Origin of the sequence: Pseudomonas sp. GM79 (assembly GCF_000282495.1) — a bacterium.
Lineage (GTDB): Bacteria > Pseudomonadota > Gammaproteobacteria > Pseudomonadales > Pseudomonadaceae > Aquipseudomonas.
Genome location: NZ_AKJE01000095.1, coordinates 56,221 through 77,808, shown reverse-complemented (window position 1 = coordinate 77,808; position 21,588 = coordinate 56,221). Strand labels below are relative to the sequence as shown.

General features: G+C 60.0%; 22 protein-coding genes. 12 read left to right on the top strand and 10 right to left on the bottom strand.

Annotated elements, in window-relative coordinates; translation table 11 throughout:
- Positions 1 to 28 precede the first annotated feature (28 nt).
- The gene (gene ttcA, locus PMI36_RS05020; RefSeq protein ID WP_008074984.1) at positions 29 to 853 is read left to right on the top strand and encodes a tRNA 2-thiocytidine(32) synthetase TtcA; all 825 of its coding nucleotides are present in this window, start codon (positions 29 to 31) and stop codon (positions 851 to 853) included.
- 128 nt (positions 854 to 981) lie between these two features.
- The gene (locus tag PMI36_RS05025) at positions 982 to 1,656 is read left to right on the top strand and encodes a DNA-3-methyladenine glycosylase I (protein WP_008074982.1); all 675 of its coding nucleotides are present in this window, start codon (positions 982 to 984) and stop codon (positions 1,654 to 1,656) included.
- A 116-nt stretch (positions 1,657 to 1,772) separates the two neighbouring features.
- Here PMI36_RS05025 and PMI36_RS05030 read toward each other — a convergent pair whose 3' ends face one another.
- From PMI36_RS05030 to arsC, 3 genes are read right to left on the bottom strand one after another with little or no spacing between them, the layout of a single operon-like run.
- Entirely contained in the window at positions 1,773 to 2,198 is a 426-nt protein-coding gene (locus tag PMI36_RS05030) for a DUF2069 domain-containing protein (RefSeq protein WP_008074979.1), read from the bottom strand.
- A gap of 1 nt (position 2,199) precedes the next feature.
- Positions 2,200 to 2,796 carry an NAD(P)H:quinone oxidoreductase gene (gene wrbA / locus PMI36_RS05035; RefSeq protein ID WP_008011647.1) on the bottom strand — a complete coding sequence of 199 codons (597 nt, stop codon included), beginning with the start codon at positions 2,794 to 2,796 and terminating at the stop codon, positions 2,200 to 2,202.
- Complete coding sequence (arsC, locus tag PMI36_RS05040) at positions 2,793 to 3,146, bottom strand: arsenate reductase (glutaredoxin) (RefSeq protein ID WP_008074977.1); 354 nt, start codon at positions 3,144 to 3,146, stop codon at positions 2,793 to 2,795. The genes wrbA and arsC overlap by 4 nt, the downstream gene beginning before the upstream one ends.
- Positions 3,147 to 3,260: 114 nt before the next feature.
- Here arsC and PMI36_RS05045 point away from each other — a divergent pair, with 114 nt between their 5' ends.
- A complete protein-coding gene (locus tag PMI36_RS05045) occupies positions 3,261 to 3,728 on the top strand; it encodes a TlpA family protein disulfide reductase (RefSeq protein WP_008074976.1) in 468 nt (155 codons plus the stop codon).
- A 111-nt stretch (positions 3,729 to 3,839) separates the two neighbouring features.
- Here PMI36_RS05045 and PMI36_RS05050 read toward each other — a convergent pair whose 3' ends face one another.
- Both PMI36_RS05050 and PMI36_RS05055 read right to left on the bottom strand, forming a co-directional pair.
- Positions 3,840 to 4,244, bottom strand: coding sequence for an META domain-containing protein (locus PMI36_RS05050; RefSeq protein WP_008074973.1), 405 nt, complete (start codon positions 4,242 to 4,244; stop codon positions 3,840 to 3,842).
- Positions 4,244 to 4,678 (bottom strand): hypothetical protein, encoded by a 435-nt coding sequence (locus PMI36_RS05055; RefSeq protein WP_008074971.1) that lies wholly within the window; start codon positions 4,676 to 4,678, stop codon positions 4,244 to 4,246. Before PMI36_RS05055 ends, PMI36_RS05050 begins: the two co-directional genes overlap by 1 nt.
- A gap of 134 nt (positions 4,679 to 4,812) precedes the next feature.
- Here PMI36_RS05055 and PMI36_RS05060 point away from each other — a divergent pair, with 134 nt between their 5' ends.
- The gene (locus PMI36_RS05060; RefSeq protein ID WP_008074970.1) at positions 4,813 to 5,208 is read left to right on the top strand and encodes a hypothetical protein; all 396 of its coding nucleotides are present in this window, start codon (positions 4,813 to 4,815) and stop codon (positions 5,206 to 5,208) included.
- 4 nt (positions 5,209 to 5,212) lie between these two features.
- On the opposite strand, the gene PMI36_RS05065 is transcribed toward PMI36_RS05060, so the two are convergent.
- Both PMI36_RS05065 and PMI36_RS05070 read right to left on the bottom strand, forming a co-directional pair.
- The gene (locus PMI36_RS05065; RefSeq protein WP_008074969.1) at positions 5,213 to 6,202 is read right to left on the bottom strand and encodes a 2-hydroxyacid dehydrogenase; all 990 of its coding nucleotides are present in this window, start codon (positions 6,200 to 6,202) and stop codon (positions 5,213 to 5,215) included.
- A 133-nt stretch (positions 6,203 to 6,335) separates the two neighbouring features.
- Complete coding sequence (locus PMI36_RS05070) at positions 6,336 to 9,086, bottom strand: response regulator (RefSeq protein WP_008074968.1); 2,751 nt, start codon at positions 9,084 to 9,086, stop codon at positions 6,336 to 6,338.
- Positions 9,087 to 9,301: 215 nt separating this feature from the next.
- Here PMI36_RS05070 and PMI36_RS05075 point away from each other — a divergent pair, with 215 nt between their 5' ends.
- The 8 genes from PMI36_RS05075 (at position 9,302) to PMI36_RS05110 (ending at position 18,933) form a co-directional block, all read left to right on the top strand.
- On the top strand, positions 9,302 to 10,024 hold the full coding sequence (locus PMI36_RS05075) for a response regulator transcription factor (protein ID WP_008074967.1): 723 nt from the start codon (positions 9,302 to 9,304) through the stop codon (positions 10,022 to 10,024).
- Positions 10,011 to 11,441: a sensor histidine kinase gene (locus PMI36_RS05080; RefSeq protein ID WP_008074966.1), complete on the top strand. Its 1,431-nt coding sequence runs from the start codon at positions 10,011 to 10,013 to the stop codon at positions 11,439 to 11,441. Before PMI36_RS05075 ends, PMI36_RS05080 begins: the two co-directional genes overlap by 14 nt.
- Before the next feature lie 183 nt (positions 11,442 to 11,624).
- Positions 11,625 to 12,647, top strand: coding sequence for a PDDEXK nuclease domain-containing protein (locus PMI36_RS05085; RefSeq protein WP_008074965.1), 1,023 nt, complete (start codon positions 11,625 to 11,627; stop codon positions 12,645 to 12,647).
- Between the two features lie 107 nt (positions 12,648 to 12,754).
- On the top strand, positions 12,755 to 13,657 hold the full coding sequence (gene cysM, locus PMI36_RS05090; protein ID WP_007899067.1) for a cysteine synthase CysM: 903 nt from the start codon (positions 12,755 to 12,757) through the stop codon (positions 13,655 to 13,657).
- Positions 13,657 to 15,009, top strand: a complete 1,353-nt coding sequence (gene rlmD / locus PMI36_RS05095) for a 23S rRNA (uracil(1939)-C(5))-methyltransferase RlmD (RefSeq protein WP_008074964.1) — start codon at positions 13,657 to 13,659, stop codon at positions 15,007 to 15,009. Before cysM ends, rlmD begins: the two co-directional genes overlap by 1 nt.
- Positions 15,010 to 15,137: 128 nt before the next feature.
- Positions 15,138 to 17,381: a GTP diphosphokinase gene (gene relA, locus PMI36_RS05100; protein WP_008074961.1), complete on the top strand. Its 2,244-nt coding sequence runs from the start codon at positions 15,138 to 15,140 to the stop codon at positions 17,379 to 17,381.
- Positions 17,382 to 17,528: 147 nt separating this feature from the next.
- Entirely contained in the window at positions 17,529 to 18,362 is an 834-nt protein-coding gene (mazG, locus tag PMI36_RS05105) for a nucleoside triphosphate pyrophosphohydrolase (RefSeq protein ID WP_008074960.1), read from the top strand.
- A gap of 28 nt (positions 18,363 to 18,390) precedes the next feature.
- Positions 18,391 to 18,933 carry a DUF2058 domain-containing protein gene (locus PMI36_RS05110; RefSeq protein WP_008074959.1) on the top strand — a complete coding sequence of 181 codons (543 nt, stop codon included), beginning with the start codon at positions 18,391 to 18,393 and terminating at the stop codon, positions 18,931 to 18,933.
- A 156-nt stretch (positions 18,934 to 19,089) separates the two neighbouring features.
- Here PMI36_RS05110 and PMI36_RS05115 read toward each other — a convergent pair whose 3' ends face one another.
- The 3 genes from PMI36_RS05115 to fabA all read right to left on the bottom strand — a co-directional run bounded on the left by PMI36_RS05115 (position 19,090) and on the right by fabA (position 21,530).
- Entirely contained in the window at positions 19,090 to 19,278 is a 189-nt protein-coding gene (locus tag PMI36_RS05115) for a hypothetical protein (protein ID WP_008011665.1), read from the bottom strand.
- Positions 19,279 to 19,785: 507 nt separating this feature from the next.
- Complete coding sequence (gene fabB, locus PMI36_RS05120) at positions 19,786 to 21,003, bottom strand: beta-ketoacyl-ACP synthase I (protein ID WP_008074958.1); 1,218 nt, start codon at positions 21,001 to 21,003, stop codon at positions 19,786 to 19,788.
- Positions 21,004 to 21,014: 11 nt separating this feature from the next.
- Positions 21,015 to 21,530: a 3-hydroxyacyl-[acyl-carrier-protein] dehydratase FabA gene (gene fabA / locus PMI36_RS05125; protein WP_003179264.1), complete on the bottom strand. Its 516-nt coding sequence runs from the start codon at positions 21,528 to 21,530 to the stop codon at positions 21,015 to 21,017.
- Positions 21,531 to 21,588: the final 58 nt, after the last annotated feature.

The following is a 21,588-nucleotide window of genomic DNA, read 5'->3' as shown; positions in this document are numbered from 1 at the left end:
TTTCGTCACACCTCACGGATTTCGCGTCATGGGCACTCTTACGGTCAACCAGAACAAACTGCAAAAGCGCCTTCGCCGCCAGGCCGGTGAGGCTGTCGCCGATTTCAACATGATTGAAGACGGCGACAAGGTCATGGTCTGCCTGTCCGGTGGCAAAGACAGCTACACCATGCTCGACGTGCTGATGCATTTGCAGAAGGTCGCCCCGATCAAGTTCGAGATCGTGGCCGTGAACATGGACCAGAAGCAGCCAGGCTTTCCCGAGCACGTGCTGCCGGCTTACCTCAAAGAACTGGGCATCGAGTACCACATCGTCGAGAAAGACACCTATTCGGTGGTCAAGGAGCTTATTCCTGAGGGAAAGACCACCTGCTCGCTATGCTCGCGCCTGCGTCGCGGCACGCTCTACACCTTTGCCGATGAAATCGGCGCGACCAAAATGGCCCTCGGTCACCACCGTGACGACATCGTCGAGACGTTCTTCCTCAACATGTTCTTCAACGGTTCGCTCAAGGCCATGCCGCCGAAGCTGCGCGCCGACGACGGTCGCAACGTGGTGATTCGCCCGCTGGCCTACTGCAACGAAAAAGACATTCAGGCCTACTCGGACTTCAAGCAATTCCCGATCATCCCGTGCAACCTCTGTGGCTCCCAGGAAAACCTGCAACGCCAGGTGGTTAAAGAGATGCTGCAGGAGTGGGAACGCAAGACCCCGGGCCGTACCGAAAGCATTTTCCGCAGTTTGCAGAACGTGATCCCGTCGCAACTGGCGGACCGTAACCTGTTCGACTTCACCAACCTGCGCATCGATGAAACCGCGGCTTCGCGGTTCGTCAACGTAGTAAACCTCTGAACAAATTGTGTGGGAGCGGGCTTGCTCGCGAATGCGTAGTGTCAGCCGACATTATTGTTGACTGACACTACGCATTCGCGAGCAAGCCCGCTCCCACAGGTTTTCTGTTTCAATCCGTAGGAGAGGGCATGCGCGACTACAAGTGGCTGAACGAATACTGCTTGAACCGCTTCGGTTCGGCGGCTGAACTGGAAGCCCATCTGCCGGTTCCCAAGACCCCGGCGCAATTGCGCAAGATCAGCGACGACCGCTACCTCTCGACCATGGCGTTGCGGGTGTTTCGCGCCGGACTCAAACACAGCCTGGTGGACGCCAAGTGGCCGGCGTTCGAAGAAGTGTTCTTCAAGTTCGAACCGGAAAAAGTCGTGCTGATGAGCGCCGAACACCTCGAACGCCTGATGCAGGACGCGCGGATCATCCGCCACCTGGGCAAGCTCAAGAGCGTGCCGCGCAATGCGCAGTTCATTCTGGACGTGGCCCATGAGAAGGGCAGCTTTGGCGCTTTGATCGCCGAATGGCCGGTGACCGACATCGTCGGGTTATGGACCTATCTGAAAAAACACGGGCATCAGTTGGGCGGGTTATCGGCACCGCGATTCTTGCGGATGGTGGGCAAGGACACGTTCGTGCCGAGCTACGACGTGGTAGCAGCGCTGAGTGCGCAGAAGATCGTCGACAAGGTCCCGACTAGTCTGAGGGACATGGCCACGGTGCAGAATGCGTTCAACCAGTGGCACGAAGAGAGCGGTGGGCGGCCGATGAGCCAGATTTCGATGATGCTGGCTTACACAGTGAATCATTGAGAGCGAGTCGATCCCTTCGCGAGCAAGCCCGCTCCCACAGGATTTTTGAGTGTTCACAAATTATGTGACCACTGAAGATCCAATGTGGGAGCGGGCTTGCTCGCGAAGGCGTCCTGTCAGGCGACGCTGGTCTCGCCTTCACCCGCCAACTTGCGGTTCAACTGAAACCGCCACCGCACATACAACATTGCCGAGCAGAACACCGCCAGGCTCGCGCCCATCTCCAGTAAACCGAACAGCTGGCGGTTCGGGTCATACGCGGCCAATGCGCCTTTCATGAAATACAGGTTCACCACAAAACACATCCACGAATGCCCGCGGGCGCTGCCAACGATCATCCCCGGCGCCAGCAACAGCAGCGGCACCAGTTCGATCAGCAGAATCACCCACGGCCGCGCGCCATGCAGGTCGGCGAATATCAGGTAGTAGATGCACAGCAGTCCCACCAGGCCGAAAAAGCACAGCAGGCTGATAACGCGCATCGCCCGTACTCGCGGTTCGAGCCATTCGATGGAAGGCAGAATCTTCGGCTTTTTGGCCATTTCAGCTCACCAACTTTTGCGCAGTCTTCGCCAACCGCAGGCCCAAGGCGCGGCACAGCGCAACTTCGTGTTCATTCAAGCCGCTTTTGCCATCGGCCCCGGCGTGATGGCTGGCGCCATAAGGCGTGCCGCCACCGCGGGTTTCCAGCAGCGCCGACTCGCTGTAAGGCAGGCCGGTGATCAGCATGCCGTGGTGCAGCAACGGCAACATCATCGACAGCAGCGTGGTTTCCTGGCCGCCGTGCAGGCTCGCGGTGGAGGTGAAAACCCCGGCCGGTTTGCCTACCAGGGCGCCGGTCAGCCACAGATTGCTGGTGCCATCGAGAAAGTATTTCAACGGTGCGGCCATGTTACCGAAGCGGGTCGGGCTGCCGAGGGCCAGGCCGGCGCAGTTCTTCAGGTCGTCGAGGCTGGCGTACAGCGCGCCTTCATCGGGAATGTCCGGCGACACGGCTTCGCACTCGGTGGAGATCGCCGGCACGGTGCGCAGGCGCGCTTCCATACCGGATTGCTCGACACCACGGGCAATCTGCCGGGCCATTTCATTGGTCGAGCCGCTGCGGCTGTAATACAGCACCAGAATGTACGGCGCACTCACGGCAGCAACTCCAGCACATTTTCCGGCGGACGGCCGATGATGGCTTTGTCGCCGACTTCGAGAATCGGTCGCTCCATGAGTTTTGGGTTCGCGGCGATGGCGGCGATCAATTGCGCCTCGCTCAGGCTGCTGTCGGCCAGGTTGAGGGTTTTGTACTCGTCCTCGCCGGTGCGCAGCAATTGCCGGGCGCTGATACCGAGCTTGCTCAGCAGGCTCTGGATTTGCGCGGCGTCCAGCGGGGTTTCCAGGTAGCGGACGACCGTTGGCGTCAGGCCACGGGCTTCGATGAGTTCGAGCGCACCGCGGGATTTCGAGCAGCGCGGGTTGTGATAAAGCGTCAGATCGGTCATGTGCGGGTCGCATCTTGCGTAAGGTGGCGGCTATTCTAACTGGGCGGCGCGTAATCCAGAACCTTGGGAGGCGATGGGTCGCAGGTGCATTCCATTTTTGACAAGGATCGAGACATGACAAGGCGACTGGCAGCGGCATTGGCGATTATGGGGGCGTTATTGCTGGGGGGCTGCGGCAACGACTATGGCGTCGACCAGAACGGTCACAAAGTCGCCGCCGAGCGTCTGGACAAACAATGGCTGGTGCTCAATTACTGGGCTGAGTGGTGCGGCCCGTGCCGTACCGAGATTCCCGAGTTGAACGTGCTGGCCGAGCAGCTCAAGGGCAAGAAGATCGGTGTGTTCGGGGTCAACTTCGACAATGTGCAGGGCGAAGAGCTGAAAAGTGCCAGCGAGAAACTGGGGATCGCCTTCACCGTGCTGGCCCAGGACCCGGCCGACCTTTTCGAGTTGCCGCGCAGTGAAGCGTTGCCGGTGACTTACATCATTGATGACAAGGGCAAGGTGCGGGAACAGTTGATGGGAGAGCAGACGGCGGCGGGGGTGATGGCGAAGCTTGAGGCGTTGCAGACCAAGAACTAAAAGCAAAAGATCGCAGCCTCGCCAAGGCTCGACAGCTCCTACAAGATGTTCGGCAATCCATGTAGGAGCTGTCGAGCCCTGGCGAGGCTGCGATCTTTTCGGGGCTGATGATCAACCCTCTTCAAGCCACCAACGCAACGGTTTGCCTTGCGCCGGCCAGAAGCGCATCTGGTCGATCGGTGAAACGTCCCAGCGCTGGACGTTCTCCAGCGCCTGCAGGAAGCGTTTTTCCTGCTCCATCAACGCTGGCGCACACATTTTGCGGGTGCTGCCGATCTTGCCGAAGCTCAGCTTGTCGCCTTGCAGGGTATACGGCGCGAACCAGTGATTGCAGCCGCCATTACCGTAGGCCCGACCATCTTCATCGAGGGTGATGGTCAGATGGCTGTAGTCCATCAGCGGACGCTCGCCGATCCATTCCAGAATGTAGCTGCGGTTGTGTTGCAGTTGCACCGGTTCGGCGGCGCAGCCCAACAGGCTGGCGCCGGCCATGGCGGTCAGAGCAAGGCGTTTCATCACGCAGGCTCCTGGCACTTCTTGCACAGGTGCTTGTCACCGACGGTGGCCCAGCCCAACTCGGCAATCCGTGCAGTGGCAGCCGGTTTTTCGGCCTTGTTGCCCAGCTTGGCGTCGACCGCGAACTCAAAGCTCAGCTCTTTGGCGCAGCTGTCGCAGTTGACATTCCAGGTGTGAATCGCCAGTTCGCCGAACACCGGACCACTGGCCACCGCGACCCATTGGCCCGGCGGGTTGATCAAGTGGCGAACCGTTTCGACGGTCAGGCGCATGGACAAGTCCTTGCTGCCTTTTAGGGTCACTACCAGCACGTCGTTATTACGAATCGAGCCGCCGTTGCCGGTGACTTGATAACGCCCCGGCACAAGGGCGCGGCATTCGGTGAGGGTGTGTTGCGGGTTCATCAGGCTATAGCGAAAATCGTGTTCGACCATGGGTCCTCCAAATATGCGCGATATGCTAGCACGGGCATGAACGCAGCATGGCGCGGGCATGTAACCTTCGATCTGGTTCAAATGACTTGCCGAGTCATGGCACAATGCCGCTTTTGCATCTCTAAGGAATGGAAATGGCGTTGATCGAATGTTTTGAGTGCAAGCAACGCATCAGCTCCACGGCGCCTGCTTGTATTCATTGCGGTGCACCAGCGGTGGCAGTGCAGGCGGCTACGTCGACAGCAACGCCTGCGCAGGCGCCTCTTTCTTTCGGGCGCTTACCGACCAATGAGAACGTACCCAGGGTGACCCCGGCCGCTTTCGGGCGCAAACGTAAAGTTGAAGTCGAGGCCGAGATCCTGGCGCCGGCACCCGGCGGGCCGCGTCCGGTGGAACTCTGGCTGAAACTGATGATTTTCTTTCTGCCGCCGTTTTTTGTCTGGTTCCTGCTGCGTCGCGGGCATTCGCTGGGGCAGCGCTTGCTGGGCTTCGGCTGGCTGGCCCTGATGATCCTTTTGTCCAAGGCCTGAGCGATCAGCTCTCGACCTGATTCTGTGGCGAACCGGCCGCCCAGGTCGCGATGTTCTGCAGGGTGGTCGCGGCAATTGCACCCAGGGCTTCGCGCGTGAGGAAGGCTTGGTGCGCGGTGATGATTACATTCGGAAAGGTCAGCAGGCGCGCCAGCACATCGTCCTGCAGCGGCAAGTCGGAGCGATCCTCGAAGAACAGCTGCGCCTCCTCTTCATAAACATCCAGCCCCAGATAGCCCAATTGGCCGTCCTTCAACGCGTCGATCAGCGCCGGGGTGTCCACCAGACCGCCACGCCCGGTATTGATCAGCATTGCACCGGGCTGCATGTGCGCCAGTGATTCGCTGTTGATCAAGTGTTTGCTCTGTTCGTTGAGCGGGCAATGCAGGCTGATGATCTGCGACTCGGCCAGCAGTTGCGGCAAGCTGAGGTAGCGCGCGCCGAGCGCTTCGACCTGTGGGTTCGGGTAAGGATCACAGGCCAGCAACCGGCAGCCGAAGCCGTTCATGATTTTCGCGAAGGTCGCGCCGATCTGCCCGGTGCCGACTACGCCGACGGTCTTGCCCACGAGGTCGAAACCGGTGAGCCCGTGCAGGCTGAAATCCCCCTCGCGAGTACGGTTGTAGGCACGGTGCAGTCGGCGGTTGAGCGCCAGGATCAGCGCCACCGCATGTTCGGCCACCGCGTGAGGCGAGTACGCCGGAACCCGCACAATCGCCAGCCCCAGGCGCTTCGCTACCGCCAGATCGACATGGTTGTAACCGGCCGAGCGCAGGGCGATCAGGTGTGTGCCACCCGCGGCCAGGCGTTCGAGCACCGGAGCACTGAGGTCATCATTGATGAAGGCACAAACCACTTCGTGATGCTCCGCTAGCGCCGCCGTGTCGAGGCTCAGTCGTGCTGGCTGGAAATACAGCTCGATGCCGGCAGGCAGGTCTGCGCTCAGAAAACTGTCGCGGTCGTAGGTCTGGCTGCTGAAAAGAATCGTGCGCATGCTGTCCTCCTGGAAGTTACCTGTAGCAACTGGCGAAGCCTGCGTTCGGCGGCGAAGCCGTCGAACGCAGGCTTCGCCAGTTGCTACAGACCTTGAGCTTAGCCTTCAAGGCGCCCAGCGTTATTGCGCTGCATCAGGCATTGATGCGCGCATGGGCCGCCAGGCGATTGATGGCTCGTTCGAGTTCTTCCAGCGCGCCGGGGGCTTTGGGGTCCTGTTGCTTGAGCAGGGTTTCACTGCGCTGGCAGGCGGCGCGCAATTGCGGGACGCCGCAATAACGGGTCGCCCCATGCAGGCGATGGACTCGCTCGATCAGCGCGTTCTGGTCATTGGCTTCACGGGCGACGCGGATGGCCTCGCGGTCGGCTTCCAGGGAAGCCAGCAGCATTGCCAGCATGTCCGCCGCCAGATCGGCCTTGCCCGCCGCCAAGCGTAGGCCTTCGTCGTGATCAAGCACCTGCAAGTCATTATCGTTGTTGCTTTCGCTGGAGCGCTCCGGCCCCAGATTGCGCAACGCCAGACCGGTCCATTTCAACACCACCTGCGCCAATTGCCGTTCGCTGATGGGTTTGGTCAGGTAGTCATCCATGCCGCTTTGCAGCAATGCGCGTTTTTCGTTGGCCATCGCGTGGGCGGTGAGGGCGACGATCGGCAGTGGTGTGCAATGCCGTTCGCTTTCCCACTGACGAATGGCTTCGGTGCTTTGGCGGCCATCCATGCCGGGCATCTGGACGTCCATCAGCACCAGGTCAAAGGTCTCGTTCTGTACGGCCTTGACCGCGGCGTAACCGCTTTCCACCGCGAGCACCTTGGCGCCCATGTCTTCGAGCAGGGTTTGCACCAGTAGCAGGTTGGCCGGGTTGTCATCGACGCAAAGGACCTTCGGTGCGCGACTCGAAAGCGGCTCGCCGGGGTCGCTGCGCTGCTGGCGAGGGTTGACCATGTCGGACAGGGCCCGACGCAGTTTGCGCGTGCAGGCCGGTTTGGACTGCAACTGACTGTGGGGGTTGGGCACCGAGAGGTGGAACAGCGTCAGTTCGGTGGTCGGGCACAGCACCAACACTCGGCAGCCCAGGTGTTCGAGGTCCCAGATATGCTGGTTGAGGCGCTCCGGCGGCATGTCGTTGCTGGTGATGCCGAGCACTGCCAGACCGATGGCCTGATCGGTCTGGTGGGCACCGGTCACGCCATTGGCCAGGCTTTCGAGGGTGTTGAACGGCGTGACTGCCAGACCGCAGTCTTCCAGTTGATGCTGCAAGGCCTGACGGGCCAGCTCATGGTTTTCCAGAACCGCCACCCGCTGTCCGAGCAGGGGTGGGCCGGGCAGGTCCTCGGCGTCGTCGCGGGTTTTGGGCAGGCTCAGGCTGATCCAGAATTCCGAGCCTTCGCCCGGTGTGCTGTCGACGCCGATTTCGCCACCCATCTGTTCGATCAGCCGTTTGGAAATCACCAGCCCCAGGCCGGTGCCGCCAGGTTGCCGGGACAGCGAGTTATCGGCCTGGCTGAAGGCCTGGAACAAGGCGCGCACGTCCTGATTCGACAGGCCAATGCCGGTGTCCTGAATGCTGATGCGCAATTGCACGCTGTCTTCATACTCTTCTTCAAGCATGGCTCGGGCGACGATGGTGCCTTCGCGGGTGAACTTGATCGCATTGCTCACAAGGTTGGTGAGAATCTGCTTGAGTCGCAGCGGATCGCCCACCAGCGACAGCGGCGTATCGCGATAAACCAGGCTCACCAGCTCAAGCTCTTTGGCATGGGCGGCCGGGGCGAGGATGGTCAAGGTGTCTTGCAGCAGGTCGCGCAGGTTGAACGGAATATGGTCGAGCACCAGTTTGCCGGCCTCGATTTTCGAGAAGTCGAGAATTTCGTTGATGATCCCCAGCAGGCTGTCCGCGGATTTTTCGATGGTGCCCAGGTAATCGAGCTGGCGCGGGGTCAATTCACTTTTTTGCAGCAAATGGGTGAAGCCGAGAATGCCGTTGAGCGGCGTGCGGATTTCATGGCTCATGTTGGCCAGGAACTCGGACTTGATCCGGCTCGCCTCCAGGGCTTCCTTGCGCGCAAGATCCAGCTCGATGTTCTGGATCTCGATGGTTTCCAGGTTCTGACGCACGTCTTCGGTGGCTTGGTCGACGCTGTTTTGCAATTCTTCCTGAGCGTTCTGCAGGGTTCCGGCCATTCGGTTGATGCCGGATGCCAGTTCATCCAGCTCCTGGCTGCCGAGGGGCGGCAGGCGGGTTTCCAGGTGACCGTCCTTGAGCTGTGCCACGGCTTGTTGGATCTGGCTCAATGGCCGGTTGATGGTCCGGCCCATGCGCAACGCCAATAGCGCCGCACCGACCAGGCCACCGCCGATCAGCAGCAGGCTGGCGAACAGACTGCGGTAACCGCGCAGCAACATGCCACTGTGCGACAGTTCGAGTTCGACCCAGCCCAGCAGACGGTCGGCTTCGTCGGGGATCAGGTCGCCGGCCAGGTTGCGGTGCTTGCCGAACACTGGCAGCAGGTAGCGCGTGGCGTCATTGCCACTGCGGCGCAACATCTGTGAACCGTTGCCCAAAGGCGCCGAATTGAGCATGGTCGGGCCGGCATGGGCCAGTGTCGTGCGGTCGGGGGCGAGGAAAGTCACCGCGCGCACGTCGGCTTGTTCCAGGAACTGGGTGGCGATGCGTTCCAGCAGGTCGTTGTCTTTGCGACCCATGGCCGGGGCCACCAGCGGTGCCAGCTGTTCGGCAATCATTTCGCCGCGCTGCATGAGTTGCGATTGCAGGTCCGATTGCTGCATCCAGGTGAAATAGCCGCCCAGAACCAGCGCCATCAGGGTGGTCGGTAACAGGGTCAGCAACAGCACGCGGCCTTTAATTCCCAGTTTCTTGAGCACGCATCTCTCCCGCATCCAGCTGTTTATTGACCTGCACATGCGTCCGGCACGCGCCACCTGCGCAGTGTAGCGATTTGCATGCGGGCAATCCTCGTAAAATTGATGTCGTCATTCGTCGGCCAGTTCCGCGCTTTGGTCTTGGGGAGCAAACCATGGGTTGCCCCTGGCGAGGCGATCTTGAATAATCGGCAACTGAGAATTATTTGCAGATACTCATGACTCCCATCTCTGTTGTTCCCCCCCGCGTCCTCTCCATCGAAGACGATCTGGTGCTCGGCGCTTATGTCCATGAGCATCTGGGGCGCTGTGGTTTTCAGGTGACCTGGTGTCAGAACGGCCAGGAAGGGTTGGCCATTGCGCGTCGGCAAGCCTTCGATGTGGTGTTGATGGATATTCTGCTGCCGGGGCTGAATGGCCTGGCGGTACTGACCCAATTGCGCCAGAGCCATTCCACGCCCGTGGTGCTGATGTCGGCGCTGGGGGCGGAGGCGGATCGCATCAGTGGCTTTCGCCTCGGCGCCGACGATTACCTGCCCAAACCGTTCAGCATGGCCGAGCTGCGGGTGCGCATCGAAGCCATCCTGCGGCGGGTGGCGCTTGACCGGCGGCCGGCGCCGGCACCGATTGCCCCGGCGATGGACAACCTGCGTTTCGACGACGAACGGTGCGAGGTCTTTTTGGGCGAACACGCGGCCGGCCTGACTCGCAGCGAATATCGGCTGCTGGATACATTGAATCGCAACGGTGATGAAGTACTGAGCAAGGCGTTCCTTTATCAGCAGGTACTGCAGCGCGGTTATGCGCCCCATGACCGCAGCCTCGACATGCACATCAGCCAGATTCGCCGCAAGCTCAAGGCCATCGGTTACACCGAGCGTGAAGTGCGTACTGTCTGGGGCAAGGGGTACGTATTGAGTGCGGCCGATGAAATGGTCTGACGTGCCGGGCAAGCATTCACTGTTCTGGAAACTGGCGTGTTTGTTGGTGGCGTTCTGTCTGCTGATGATCTGGTTGAGCTGGTCCTGGGGCCGCTACATGGAGAAGAAAAACCTGTTCCTGTCCGACGAGGCCCGGGGCACCCTTACGCACTACGCCGCCGAGGCGGAGCGGGCCTGGAACGAGCAGCAGAGTGCAGGCATTGATGCCTGGTTGCAGCGTGTCGGCGAGCACGAGTCGACCTGGGTCGGCGTCATCGGCGGCGACTTGCAATCCCTGAGCAGTTCCCCGCTGGCAAACCAGGAAATCCAGCGCCTGACCTTTTTGCGCGGTCTGGATTGGCCGGTGAGTCGGCGCCACCAGGGCCTGCCGTGGCTGAAGATCCCGTTTCCCAATGACCCGTCTGCCGGCAGCCTGGTGATCGAGTTGCCTCAGCGTTTTATGCCAGGACGCTACCGGGTGTTTTGGCGGGTGATCACCAATGGGGTGATTCCCGGGCTGTTCACGCTGCTGCTGTGCGTGGGGCTGTATCGATTGCTGGTCGTCCCGCTGAACAGCCTGCGCGAACAAGCCAATGCCTGGCGCGCCGACCAACTGACTGTGCGTTTATCGAGTCGCACCATCAACCGCTCGGATGAATTGGGTGAACTGGGCCGGGCCTTCGATCATATGGCCGAGCGCCTGCAAAGCACGGTGGCTCTGCAACAACAATTGCTGCGCGACCTGTCCCACGAATTGCGCACGCCACTGAGCCGGCTGCGGGTGGCCAGCGAAAGCGAGCAAGACCTGGGGCAATTGCGCGAACGCATTGGCCGGGAAGTCGACGGCATGCAGCGTCTGGTCGAGGACGCCCTGCAACTCGCCTGGCTCGATACCGAGCGCGCGCCGTTGCCCGATGAGGCGATCCAGGTCCAGGCCTTGTGGGAGATGCTCACGGAAAACGCCTGCTATGAAAGTGGCTGGCCGGCGCGTCAGTTGCACTGTGCCGTGGATGCATCCTGCTGGGTGCGCGGCCATCTCAATACCCTGGCCCAGGCACTGGAAAACATTCTGCGCAACGCCATTCGTCATTCACCTGAGGGGGGTGTCGTGACGCTCGGTGGTCGGCGCGATGGCGACTTCTGGCACCTGTGGCTGGAGGACGAGGGCGGTGGAGTGGCGGACGAGGATCTTGAACGGATCTTCTCGCCGTTCATCCGGCTTGATGGATCGCGACCGGGGGATGGTGGGTTCGGGTTGGGGTTGAGCATTGCGAGGAATGCGGTGCAGCGGCAGGGTGGGCGTTTGTGGGCGGAGAACAGCGGGGCAGGGTTGCGGTTGAATATGCGTTTAGTAGCTGATGATGGTGGTGCCTGTCAGACCGCTTTCGCGAGCAAGCCCGCTCCCACATTGGAAATGTGCCAAGCCAACGATATGTGATCAACCCCGATCAAATGTGGGAGCGGGCTTGCTCGCGAAGAGGCCCTCCCAGCCACCACCGCACTGATCATGCCGGAGCGTTCCCGATTATTTGTACGACCTTTCCTAAAGGGTATTGCCGACACCTTATGCCTGATTCGACGGAATAGATTCGCGTTTTTCCTCGTCCTCAAGGAGTTCGGCATGAATGCATCCAGCGTCCCCGACAACGCAACCGACGACCGTTTCAATGAAGTGCTTGCGTTGATTAAAAGTGCCAAACAGCAAGCCATGCAGGCGGTGAATACCCAGCTGATTGAGCTGTATTGGCAGGTGGGTGCCTATATCAGTCGCAAGCTGGAAAAGGCTGAGTGGGGCGATTCTGTGGTCAGTCAATTGGCCGAGCATCTGGCCCAGACTCAACCAGGGTTACGTGGTTTTACTCGCCCCAATCTGTTCCGCATGCGTCAGTTCTACGAGACTTACCGGGGGGACGAGAAAGTCTCACCACTGGTGAGACAAATACCCTGGACCCATAATCTGGTCATCTTCAGTCAGGGCAAACTCCCGGAAGAGCGGGAGTTTTATCTACGTATGGCGGTTCAGGAGAAGTGGTCGAAGCGCGAGCTGGAGCGTCAGTTCAAAACTGCGCTGTTCGAGCGTAGCGTGACCCAACCGGCAAAAACCTCCGCAGTGCTAAGACATACTCACCCTGCGGCGCTTGAGATTTTCCGCGATGCCTACATGGTCGAGTTTCTCGACCTGCCCGGCGGCCATGCCGAAACCGATCTGCATAAGGGGCTGCTGGCGCGTCTCAAGGAGTTTCTGATCGAACTGGGTCGTGATTTCTGTTTTGTCGGCTCCCAATACCCGCTGCAAGTCGGCGGGCGTGATTTCGCCCTGGATCTGCTGTTCTTCCACCGTGGGCTCAACTGTCTGGTAGCCATTGAGCTCAAGGTCGGTCGGTTTGAGCCGGAGTATTTGGGCAAGCTGGATTTCTATCTGGAAGCGCTGGATCGCAATGAGCGCAAACCCCACGAAAACCCTGCCATTGGTGTGTTGCTTTGTGCCAGCAAGGATGACGAGGTGGTCGAGTACGCCCTTAACCGTAGCCTGTCGCCAGCGTTAATTGCCGAATACCAGACTCGCCTGCCGGACAAGCAGTTGTTGCAGGCTAAATTGCATGAGTTTTATGCGCTGGATTTTGAGCAGGAGAAGAGCGGGTAATCTCCTTCTTATTCCCATTCGCCATAAGCCCCTTACTTTGCGTGATATGGCCTGCGCACGTTTGCCGGTATGATAGGCGCCCCCGCAGTCTGGATTGCGAATACGCCATGACCTTGCAGTACCCAACCATCGCCGATTGCGTCGGCAACACTCCGCTGGTCCGTTTGCAGCGCCTGCCTGGCGCCACCAGCAATACCCTTTTGCTCAAGCTCGAAGGGAATAACCCGGCGGGTTCGGTCAAGGACCGTCCGGCGCTGTCGATGATCACCCGTGCCGAATTGCGCGGGCAGATCCACGCCGGCGATACGCTGATCGAAGCGACCTCGGGCAACACCGGGATTGCCTTGGCCATGGCTGCGGCGATCAAGGGTTACAAGATGATCCTGATCATGCCGGACAACTCCAGCGCCGAGCGTAAAGCCGCCATGACGGCTTATGGCGCCGAGCTGATTCTGGTCAGCCAGGAAGAAGGCATGGAAGGCGCTCGCGACCTCGCCCAGCGAATGGAAGCCGAAGGCCGCGGCAAGGTGCTGGATCAGTTCGCCAACGGTGACAATCCTGAAGCGCACTACACCACCACCGGTCCGGAAATCTGGCGCCAGACCGAAGGCACCATCACTCATTTCGTCAGCTCGATGGGCACCACCGGCACCATCATGGGCGTTTCGCGCTACTTGAAAGAGCAGAACGACAACGTGCAGATCATCGGGCTGCAACCGATGGAAGGCTCGGCAATTCCGGGCATCCGTCGCTGGCCGCAGGAATACCTGCCGAAGATCTACCAGGCCGAGCGCGTGGACCGGATCGTCGACATGGCACAAAGCGAAGCCGAAGACGTGACCCGTCGTCTGGCGCGCGAAGAAGGCATCTTTTGCGGCGTGTCTTCGGGCGGTGCCGTGGCGGCGATGCTGCGCCTGTCCAAAGAAGTTGAAAATGCGGTGATCGTCGCGATCATCTGCGACCGTGGCGACCGTTACTTGTCGACCGGCATTTTCGACGCGCCCAACTGATGGCCAAGCAAGAGAGAGGCCTGCGCTTCCAGCCCACGGGCGGCAGCAAGGCCCCGCAAGTCCCGACCGGCAAAAAGCAGCGCTTGACCATCGAGCGCCTGGCCAATGACGGTCGCGGTATCGCGTTTTTCGAAGGTCGCACCTGGTTCGTCATCGGCGCATTGGCCGGTGAAGACGTCGAGGCGCGGGTCTTGGGTGCCCACGGCAAAGTGGTCGAGGCGCGCACCGAGCGCGTGTTCCAGGCCAGTGAATTGCGCCGCCCGGCACCGTGCGCTCATGCCGCTCGCTGCGGCGGTTGCAGCGTGCAGCATTTGCCCCACAACGAACAGCTCGCCCTGAAACAGCGCATGCTCGCCGAGCAATTGTCGCGGGTTGCCGGTGTCGAACCTGAAGAGTGGGCAGCGCCGTTGAGCGGTCCGGAGTTCGGCTACCGTCGTCGCGCCCGAGTGGCGGTGCGTTGGGACATGAAAGCGAAAAAACTCGAAGTCGGCTTCCGTGCTGCCGGCAGTCAGGACATCGTCGCTATCAACGAATGCCCGGTGCTGGTACAGCCCTTGCAACCGATCATGACCCGCTTGCCGGAGATGCTGCGGCGCTTGAGCAAACCTCAGGCGCTGGGGCATGTGGAGTTGTTCAGCGGTTCGTCATTGGCGGTATTGCTGCGGCACATGGCGCCGTTGTCCGAAGCCGACATGACCATCCTCAAGGACTTCTGCGCGTTCCATGAAGCCCAGTTGTGGCTGCATGGCGACGGCGAGCCGCAACCGGTCGAGGCCGATCAGTCACTGGGCTATCGCCTTGAGCAGTGGGACTTGAACCTGGCGTATCGGCCGGGAGATTTCATCCAGGTCAACGCCGGGGTCAACGAAGCGATGGTGGCCCAGGCGTTGGCGTGGTTGGCACCGAAATCTGATGAGCGGGTTCTGGACTTGTTTTGTGGGTTAGGCAACTTTGCTTTACCGCTGGCCACAACCGTTCGCGAAGTGGTGGCGGTGGAGGGGGTGCAGGCGATGGTCGAGCGTGCCGCCGCGAATGCTGTCAGCAATAATCTGCATAATGCGAAGTTTTTTCAGGCCGATTTATCCCAGCCTTTGGCCGATGCCGAATGGGCCGATGAAGGCTTTTGTGCGGTACTCTTGGACCCACCTCGCGACGGCGCTTTCGAGGTGGTACGCAAGCTTGCGTCCCTGGGCGCCAAACGATTGGTGTATGTGTCGTGCAACCCTGCAACGCTGGCGCGCGACACAGTCGAATTGATCAAGCAGGGCTACCGGTTAAAACGTGCCGGGATTCTCGATATGTTTCCTCAGACGGCACATGTCGAGGCCATGGCGTTATTTGAAGCGAGCTAGGACGGCTCGTCTGGTCCGACTGACCCGCTCGTGCAAAGCGCATTCGTCTTAGCCCCGCGAGTGCACACGGGCAGCAAAGGTCAGCGATTTGACGCATTGAATCTGCGTCGTAGGGAAGGTAAAGCAAGATGGTACAGGTGAGAGCACACCAGCCGATCAATACTGACGGCAGTATCAACCTCGAGGCTTGGCTCGATCATGCGGTCAGTGTCGATCTGGCACTGGATCGCGAAGCCTTGAAGGAAGCCTGCGAGTTCGCTCGCGAGGCCGAACAACAAGCCAATGCGGCGAAGAACCTGTGGTCCGAAGGGACCTCGAGTTTCCGCACGGGCCTTGAGATCGCCGAGATTCTCGCCGACCTCAAACTCGATCAGGATTCGTTGGTCGCGGCAGTCTTGTACCGCGGCGTGCGCGAAGGCCAGATCCAGTTGCCGGCGGTCAGCCAGCGCTTCGGTCCGGTGGTTGCCAAACTCATCGACGGCGTGTTGCGCATGGCGGCGATCAGCGCCAGCCTGAGCCCCCGTCAATCCCTGGTGCTGGGCACTCAGGGCCAGGTCGAAAACCTGCGCAAGATGCTGGTGGCCATGGTCGACGACGTGCGCGTCGCGCTGATCAAGCTGGCCGAACGCACCTGCGCGATCCGCGCGGTGAAAACCGCCGACGACGAGAAGCGCAACCGCGTAGCCCGTGAAGTGTTCGACATTTACGCGCCGCTCGCCCACCGCCTCGGTATCGGTCATATCAAGTGGGAGCTGGAGGACTTGTCCTTCCGCTATCTTGAGCCAGACCAGTACAAGCAGATCGCCAAGTTGCTCCACGAGCGACGGTTGGATCGCGAGCGCTTTATTGCCGACGTGATGACCCAACTCAAAGACGAGTTGCAGGCCACCGGCGTCGATGCGGACATCAGCGGTCGGGCCAAACACATCTATTCGATCTGGCGCAAAATGCAGCGCAAGGGTCTGGAGTTCAGCCAGATCTACGACGTGCGCGCGGTTCGCGTACTGGTGCCGGAAATGCGCGACTGCTATACCGCGCTCGGCATCGTCCACACCCTGTGGCGGCACATCCCGAAAGAGTTCGACGACTACATCGCCAACCCTAAAGAGAACGGTTACCGCTCGCTGCACACTGCGGTGATCGGCCCTGAAGGCAAAGTGCTGGAAGTGCAGATCCGCACCCATGCCATGCACGAAGAAGCCGAGCTGGGCGTGTGCGCGCACTGGAAGTACAAGGGCACCGACGTCAAGTCTGGCTCGAACCACTATGAAGAGAAAATCTCCTGGCTGCGTCAGGTGCTCGAGTGGCACGAAGAGCTGGGTGATATTGGTGGCCTTGCCGAACAACTGCGGGTCGATATCGAGCCGGACCGGGTCTATATCTTCACCCCGGACGGTCACGCCATCGACTTGCCGAAGGGCGCGACACCGCTGGACTTCGCCTACCGCGTACACACCGAAATCGGTCACAACTGCCGCGGCGCCAAGATCAACGGGCGGATCGTACCGCTCAACTACAGCCTGCAAACCGGTGAACAGGTCGAGATCATTACCAGTAAGCACGGCACGCCGAGCCGCGACTGGCTGAACCCGAACCTGGGTTACATCACCACCTCGCGGGCGCGGGCGAAGATCGTTCACTGGTTCAAATTGCAGGCCCGCGATCAGAACGTCGCGGCCGGTAAAACCTTGCTCGAGCGCGAACTCAATCGCCTCGGCCTGCCGCAAGTGGACTTCGACAAGCTGGCCGAGAAGGCCAACATGAAGACCGCCGAGGACATGTTCGCTGCATTGGGCGCAGGCGATTTGCGCCTGGCGCAATTGGTGAATCTGGCGCAGCAACTGGTCGAGCCGGAACGCGGCAACGAACAGCTGGAACTGATCCCACGCAAAGCCACCGGCTACAAACCGGGCAAGCGTGGCGACATTCAGATCCAGGGCGTCGGCAACCTGATGACCCAGATGGCCGGCTGCTGCCAGCCGCTGCCAGGGGATGCGATCGTCGGTTACATCACCCAGGGCCGTGGCGTGAGCATCCACCGTCAGGACTGCGCCTCGGTGCTGCAACTGGCCGGGCGCGAGCCGGAGCGGATCATCCAGGTCAGCTGGGGCCCGGTGCCGGTGCTCACCTATCCGGTGGACATCATCATTCGCGCCTACGACCGTTCCGGTCTGCTGCGTGACGTGTCGCAGGTGCTGCTCAACGAGCGGATCAACGTGCTGGCGGTCAACACCCGTTCGAACAAAGAGGACAACACGGCGTTGATGTCCCTGACCATCGAGATTCCGGGGCTGGATGCGCTGGGGCGGTTGCTGGGGCGGATTTCCCAGTTACCGAACATCATCGAAACCCGCCGTAACCGCACACCGTAATGATGAGCGCCGATCTAATGTGGGAGCGGGCTTGCTCGCGAAGAGGGAGTGTCAGTCGACATCAATGTTGTCTGACACACCGCCTTCGCGAGCAAGTCGAATCGTCGCACCGCCGCTCCCACAAGGGTTTTGCAGTGAGAGTGATTGATGTACAGCCTTGAAGACTTGCTGCACCTGATGAACCGTCTGCGCGACCCGCAGTACGGCTGCCCGTGGGACATCAAGCAAACCTACGCAACCATCGTCCCGCACACCCTGGAAGAAGCCTACGAAGTCGCCGACGCCATCGAGCGTGGCGACTTCGATCATTTGCAGGGGGAGTTGGGCGACTTGTTGTTCCAGGTGGTGTATTACAGCCAACTGGCACGGGAAGAAGGGCGCTTCGAGTTCGATGGTGTGGTCGATAGCATCACGCGCAAACTGATCCGCCGTCATCCTCACGTGTTCCCCACCGGTGATCTGTATGCGCCGCTGGACATCCCGCGTCTGAATGAAGAACAGGTCAAGCAACGCTGGGAAGAGATCAAGGCTGAAGAGCGTGCCGAGAAGTCTTCGGCGCCGCAGCAGTTGTCCTTGCTCGACGATGTGCCTGCCGCGTTGCCGGCGCTGTCCCGTTCGGCAAAACTGCAGAAGCGCGCAGGGCAGGTTGGTTTTGACTGGCCGGACGCCTTGCCGGTGCTCGACAAGGTTCGCGAAGAGCTCGATGAAGTGCTCCAAGCCATGGCCGACAATGACTCGGCAGCGATTGCCGATGAAGTCGGCGACCTGCTGTTTTCCGTGGTCAATCTGGCGCGACACCTCAAGGTCGATCCGGAAACCGCACTGCGCAGCGCGAACTCAAAGTTTGAAAGACGCTTCCGATTTATCGAACAGGCATTGCGCGACACCCACCGTCCCATAGAAGATTGCACCCTCGAAGAGTTGGACGCCTTGTGGGGCGAAGCCAAACGTCAGGAAAAGAATTTGCCCAGCTGCGGTTGAGCAGTTGCCTAAGTGAGAAATAAGCACCATGAGCCTTTCCCTTCGCGACCAGTTGCTCAAAGCAGGGCTGGTCAATCAAAAGCAGGCCAAACAGGTCGGCAAAGAGAAGCAGAAGCAGCAACGTCTGGCCCACAAAGGTCAGATTGAACTCGATGACTCCCAGCAGCGTGCCGCTCAGGAAGCCATGGCCGAGAAGGTCAAGCGCGACCAGGAGCTGAACCGTCAGCAGCAGGAGAAAGCCGAAGCGAAGGCCCGCGCCGCCCAGGTCAAGCAATTGATCGAAGTCTCGCGCCTGCCCAAGTTGACCACCGAGGACTACTACAACTTCGTCGACGACAAGAAGGTCAAGCGCATCTCCGTCAACACCCTGATGCGCAACAAGCTCAGCAGCGGTTCGCTGGCGATCGTGCATCATGCCGGCGGTTACGAAGTGATCCCTCGTGAAGCGGCCCTGAAGATTCAGGAGCGCGATCCACAGCGCATCGTGCAGCTGAATGTGAAGACAGAAGAAGTCAGCACCGAAGACGATCCGTACGCGGCCTATCAGATTCCTGACGATCTGATGTGGTAAACCTTTGTGGCGAGCGAGCTTGCTCGCGTTGGGCTGCGTAGCGGCCCTGAAAATCTGGCAGCAATTGCCGATTTTTGTGAGTGCTACGCACTCAAGCGGGAGCAAGCTCCCTCGCCACAGTTTCTCACTGGTTAAAGGCGTTAGTCGTTGCGGTCATTATGCAGAACGCGCTTCGCGCTGCTGCTCCAGTGTTTCAAGTTCGGCCTTGTATTTGTGGGCTTCGGTCTCGGAGTGGAACATCCCGACCAACAGGTCTTGTTGATGTACATCCCAGATGCGGATACCGGCGGCGATGCCTTCATGGGACATATGTGAATCGTCGCGTTCAGTTACTTTTACAGTCATCTGCTAGCTCCAATCTCTGTTATCTGCAGCAAGGCGTGTGCAGGCCTCCGTTATATGTTTTGTTAGCTGGCTAAGTAAACGGCAGAGTTCGGCAACCCATTCTTGCAGAATCGGCAAAAGTCCTGCAGCCCGCGAAATACGCGACATTCAGTCGCAGGCCATTGAGTTTCATGACAAATGTTTCATGTTCACAAGGCAGAAAACGCAGCTTGAGCCCGATGGATTGAACACTGCTGAACCTGTGGGAGCGGGCTTGCTCGCGAAGAGGGAGTGTCAGCCGACAACATCTTGCCTGACACACCGCTTTCGCGAGCAAGCCCGCTCCCACAAGGATCGTGGTGTTTCCCCATTATTCGAGCGCACACAAAAACGCCCCGAACCAGTCGGGGCGTTTTTGTGTGGGCTCTATCAGGTTTATGCGAAACCTGTAAGAGCTGGCGAAGCCTGCGATCTTTTCAGCGTCTTAACGGGCGCTAAAGATCAAAAGATCGCAGCCTGCGGCAGCTCTTACGCCTGCCAGCGCTTCAGTACCAGCGTGGCATTGGTGCCACCAAAGCCGAAGCTGTTGCTCATCACCGTGTTGATGGTGGCGTCTTCGCGAGTCTTGGTCAGGATTGGCATGTCTGCCACTTCCGGGTCCAGTTCGTCGATGTTGGCGGAACCCGCCATGAAGTTGCCTTCCATCATCAGCAGGCAGTAGATCGCTTCGTGAACGCCGGCGGCGCCCAGGGAGTGACCCGACAGGCTCTTGGTGGAGCTGATGGCCGGAGCCTTGTCGCCGAACACTTCACGCACACCTTTCATTTCCATGACGTCGCCGACCGGAGTCGAGGTGCCGTGGGTGTTCAGGTAGTCGATCGGAGTGTCGACGGTGGCCATGGCCATCTGCATGCAGCGAATGGCGCCTTCGCCGCTTGGGGCGACCATGTCGTAGCCGTCGGAGGTCGCGCCGTAGCCAACGATTTCCGCGTAGATTTTCGCGCCGCGGGCCAGAGCGTGTTCCAGCTCTTCGACCACGACCATACCGCCACCGCCGGCGATGACGAAACCGTCACGCTTGGCGTCGTAGGCACGGGAAGCTTTTTCCGGGGTCTCGTTGTACTGGCTGGACAGGGCGCCCATGGCGTCGAACAGGAACGATTGGCTCCAGTGTTCTTCTTCACCGCCGCCGGCGAACACGATGTCCTGCTTGCCCAGCTGGATCTGCTCCACAGCGTTACCGATGCAGTGAGCACTGGTGGCGCACGCGGAGGAGATCGAGTAATTCACACCCTTGATCTTGAACGGCGTCGCCAGGCAAGCCGAAACGGTGCTGCCCATGGTCCGCGTGACGCGGTACGGGCCTACGCGTTTGACGCCTTTCTCGCGCAGGATGTCCAGCGCTTCCATCTGGTTCAAGGTTGACGCGCCACCGGAACCGGCGATCAGGCCGGTACGCACGTTGGAAACCTGCTCTTCGGTCAGGCCGGAGTCTGCGATGGCATCTTTCATGGCCAGGTAGGCGTAAGCCGCCGCATGGCCGACGAAGCGATAGATCTTGCGATCGATCAGCTCTTCGAGGGGAAGGTCAATGGAGCCGGAAACCTGGCTACGCAGACCCATTTCAGCATATTCCGGGTTGAACCGGATGCCAGGGCGGCTTGCACGCAGGTTAGCGGAGACGGTCTCTTTGTCATTGCCCAGGCACGAAACGATGCCCAGACCAGTGATAACGACGCGGCGCATGCGGATAACCCTTAGAAGTTGTCAGTGGAGGTGAAAACGCCGACCCGAAGGCCTTCGGCAGTATAGATTTCGCGGCCGTCGACGGTCACGGAACCATCGGCAATGGCCAGGTTCAGCTTGCCTTTCAGGACGCGCTTGATATGGATGTTATAGGTGACTTTCTTGGCGGTTGGCAGTACCTGGCCAAAGAATTTTACTTCGCCAGAACCCAGGGCGCGACCGCGGCCCGGCAGGCCTTGCCAGCCGAGGAAGAAGCCGACCAGTTGCCACATGGCGTCGAGGCCCAGGCAGCCCGGCATCACCGGATCACCTTCGAAGTGGCAGGCGAAAAACCACAGGTCCGGAGTGATATCCAGCTCGGCGACCAATTCACCTTTGCCGTACTTGCCACCTTCTTCGCTGATCAAGGTGATGCGATCGACCATCAGCATGTTCGGGGCGGGCAGTTGCGCGTTACCTGGGCCGAACAGCTCACCGCGACTGCAGCGCAGCAGGTCTTCCCGAGTAAAGGCGTTTTGTTTGGTCATGCGAGCTCCTCAATAGTCCATGCGGCAGGGTGGGGCGAATCTTCCCGGCCGATCGAAG

Bases quoted from the DNA above. Each gene is read 5' to 3' on its own strand.
- ttcA (WP_008074984.1), top strand. From the start codon at position 29: ATGGGCACTCTTACGGTCAACCAGAACAAACTGCAAAAGCGCCTTCGC.
- PMI36_RS05025 (WP_008074982.1), top strand. From the start codon at position 982: ATGCGCGACTACAAGTGGCTGAACGAATACTGCTTGAACCGCTTCGGT.
- PMI36_RS05030 (WP_008074979.1), bottom strand. From the start codon at position 2,198: ATGGCCAAAAAGCCGAAGATTCTGCCTTCCATCGAATGGCTCGAACCG.
- arsC (WP_008074977.1), bottom strand. From the start codon at position 3,146: ATGACCGATCTGACGCTTTATCACAACCCGCGCTGCTCGAAATCCCGC.
- PMI36_RS05045 (WP_008074976.1), top strand. From the start codon at position 3,261: ATGACAAGGCGACTGGCAGCGGCATTGGCGATTATGGGGGCGTTATTG.
- PMI36_RS05050 (WP_008074973.1), bottom strand. From the start codon at position 4,244: ATGAAACGCCTTGCTCTGACCGCCATGGCCGGCGCCAGCCTGTTGGGC.
- PMI36_RS05055 (WP_008074971.1), bottom strand. From the start codon at position 4,678: ATGGTCGAACACGATTTTCGCTATAGCCTGATGAACCCGCAACACACC.
- PMI36_RS05060 (WP_008074970.1), top strand. From the start codon at position 4,813: ATGGCGTTGATCGAATGTTTTGAGTGCAAGCAACGCATCAGCTCCACG.
- PMI36_RS05065 (WP_008074969.1), bottom strand. From the start codon at position 6,202: ATGCGCACGATTCTTTTCAGCAGCCAGACCTACGACCGCGACAGTTTT.
- PMI36_RS05075 (WP_008074967.1), top strand. From the start codon at position 9,302: ATGACTCCCATCTCTGTTGTTCCCCCCCGCGTCCTCTCCATCGAAGAC.
- PMI36_RS05080 (WP_008074966.1), top strand. From the start codon at position 10,011: ATGAAATGGTCTGACGTGCCGGGCAAGCATTCACTGTTCTGGAAACTG.
- PMI36_RS05085 (WP_008074965.1), top strand. From the start codon at position 11,625: ATGAATGCATCCAGCGTCCCCGACAACGCAACCGACGACCGTTTCAAT.
- cysM (WP_007899067.1), top strand. From the start codon at position 12,755: ATGACCTTGCAGTACCCAACCATCGCCGATTGCGTCGGCAACACTCCG.
- rlmD (WP_008074964.1), top strand. From the start codon at position 13,657: ATGGCCAAGCAAGAGAGAGGCCTGCGCTTCCAGCCCACGGGCGGCAGC.
- relA (WP_008074961.1), top strand. From the start codon at position 15,138: ATGGTACAGGTGAGAGCACACCAGCCGATCAATACTGACGGCAGTATC.
- mazG (WP_008074960.1), top strand. From the start codon at position 17,529: ATGTACAGCCTTGAAGACTTGCTGCACCTGATGAACCGTCTGCGCGAC.
- PMI36_RS05110 (WP_008074959.1), top strand. From the start codon at position 18,391: ATGAGCCTTTCCCTTCGCGACCAGTTGCTCAAAGCAGGGCTGGTCAAT.
- PMI36_RS05115 (WP_008011665.1), bottom strand. From the start codon at position 19,278: ATGACTGTAAAAGTAACTGAACGCGACGATTCACATATGTCCCATGAA.
- fabB (WP_008074958.1), bottom strand. From the start codon at position 21,003: ATGCGCCGCGTCGTTATCACTGGTCTGGGCATCGTTTCGTGCCTGGGC.
- fabA (WP_003179264.1), bottom strand. From the start codon at position 21,530: ATGACCAAACAAAACGCCTTTACTCGGGAAGACCTGCTGCGCTGCAGT.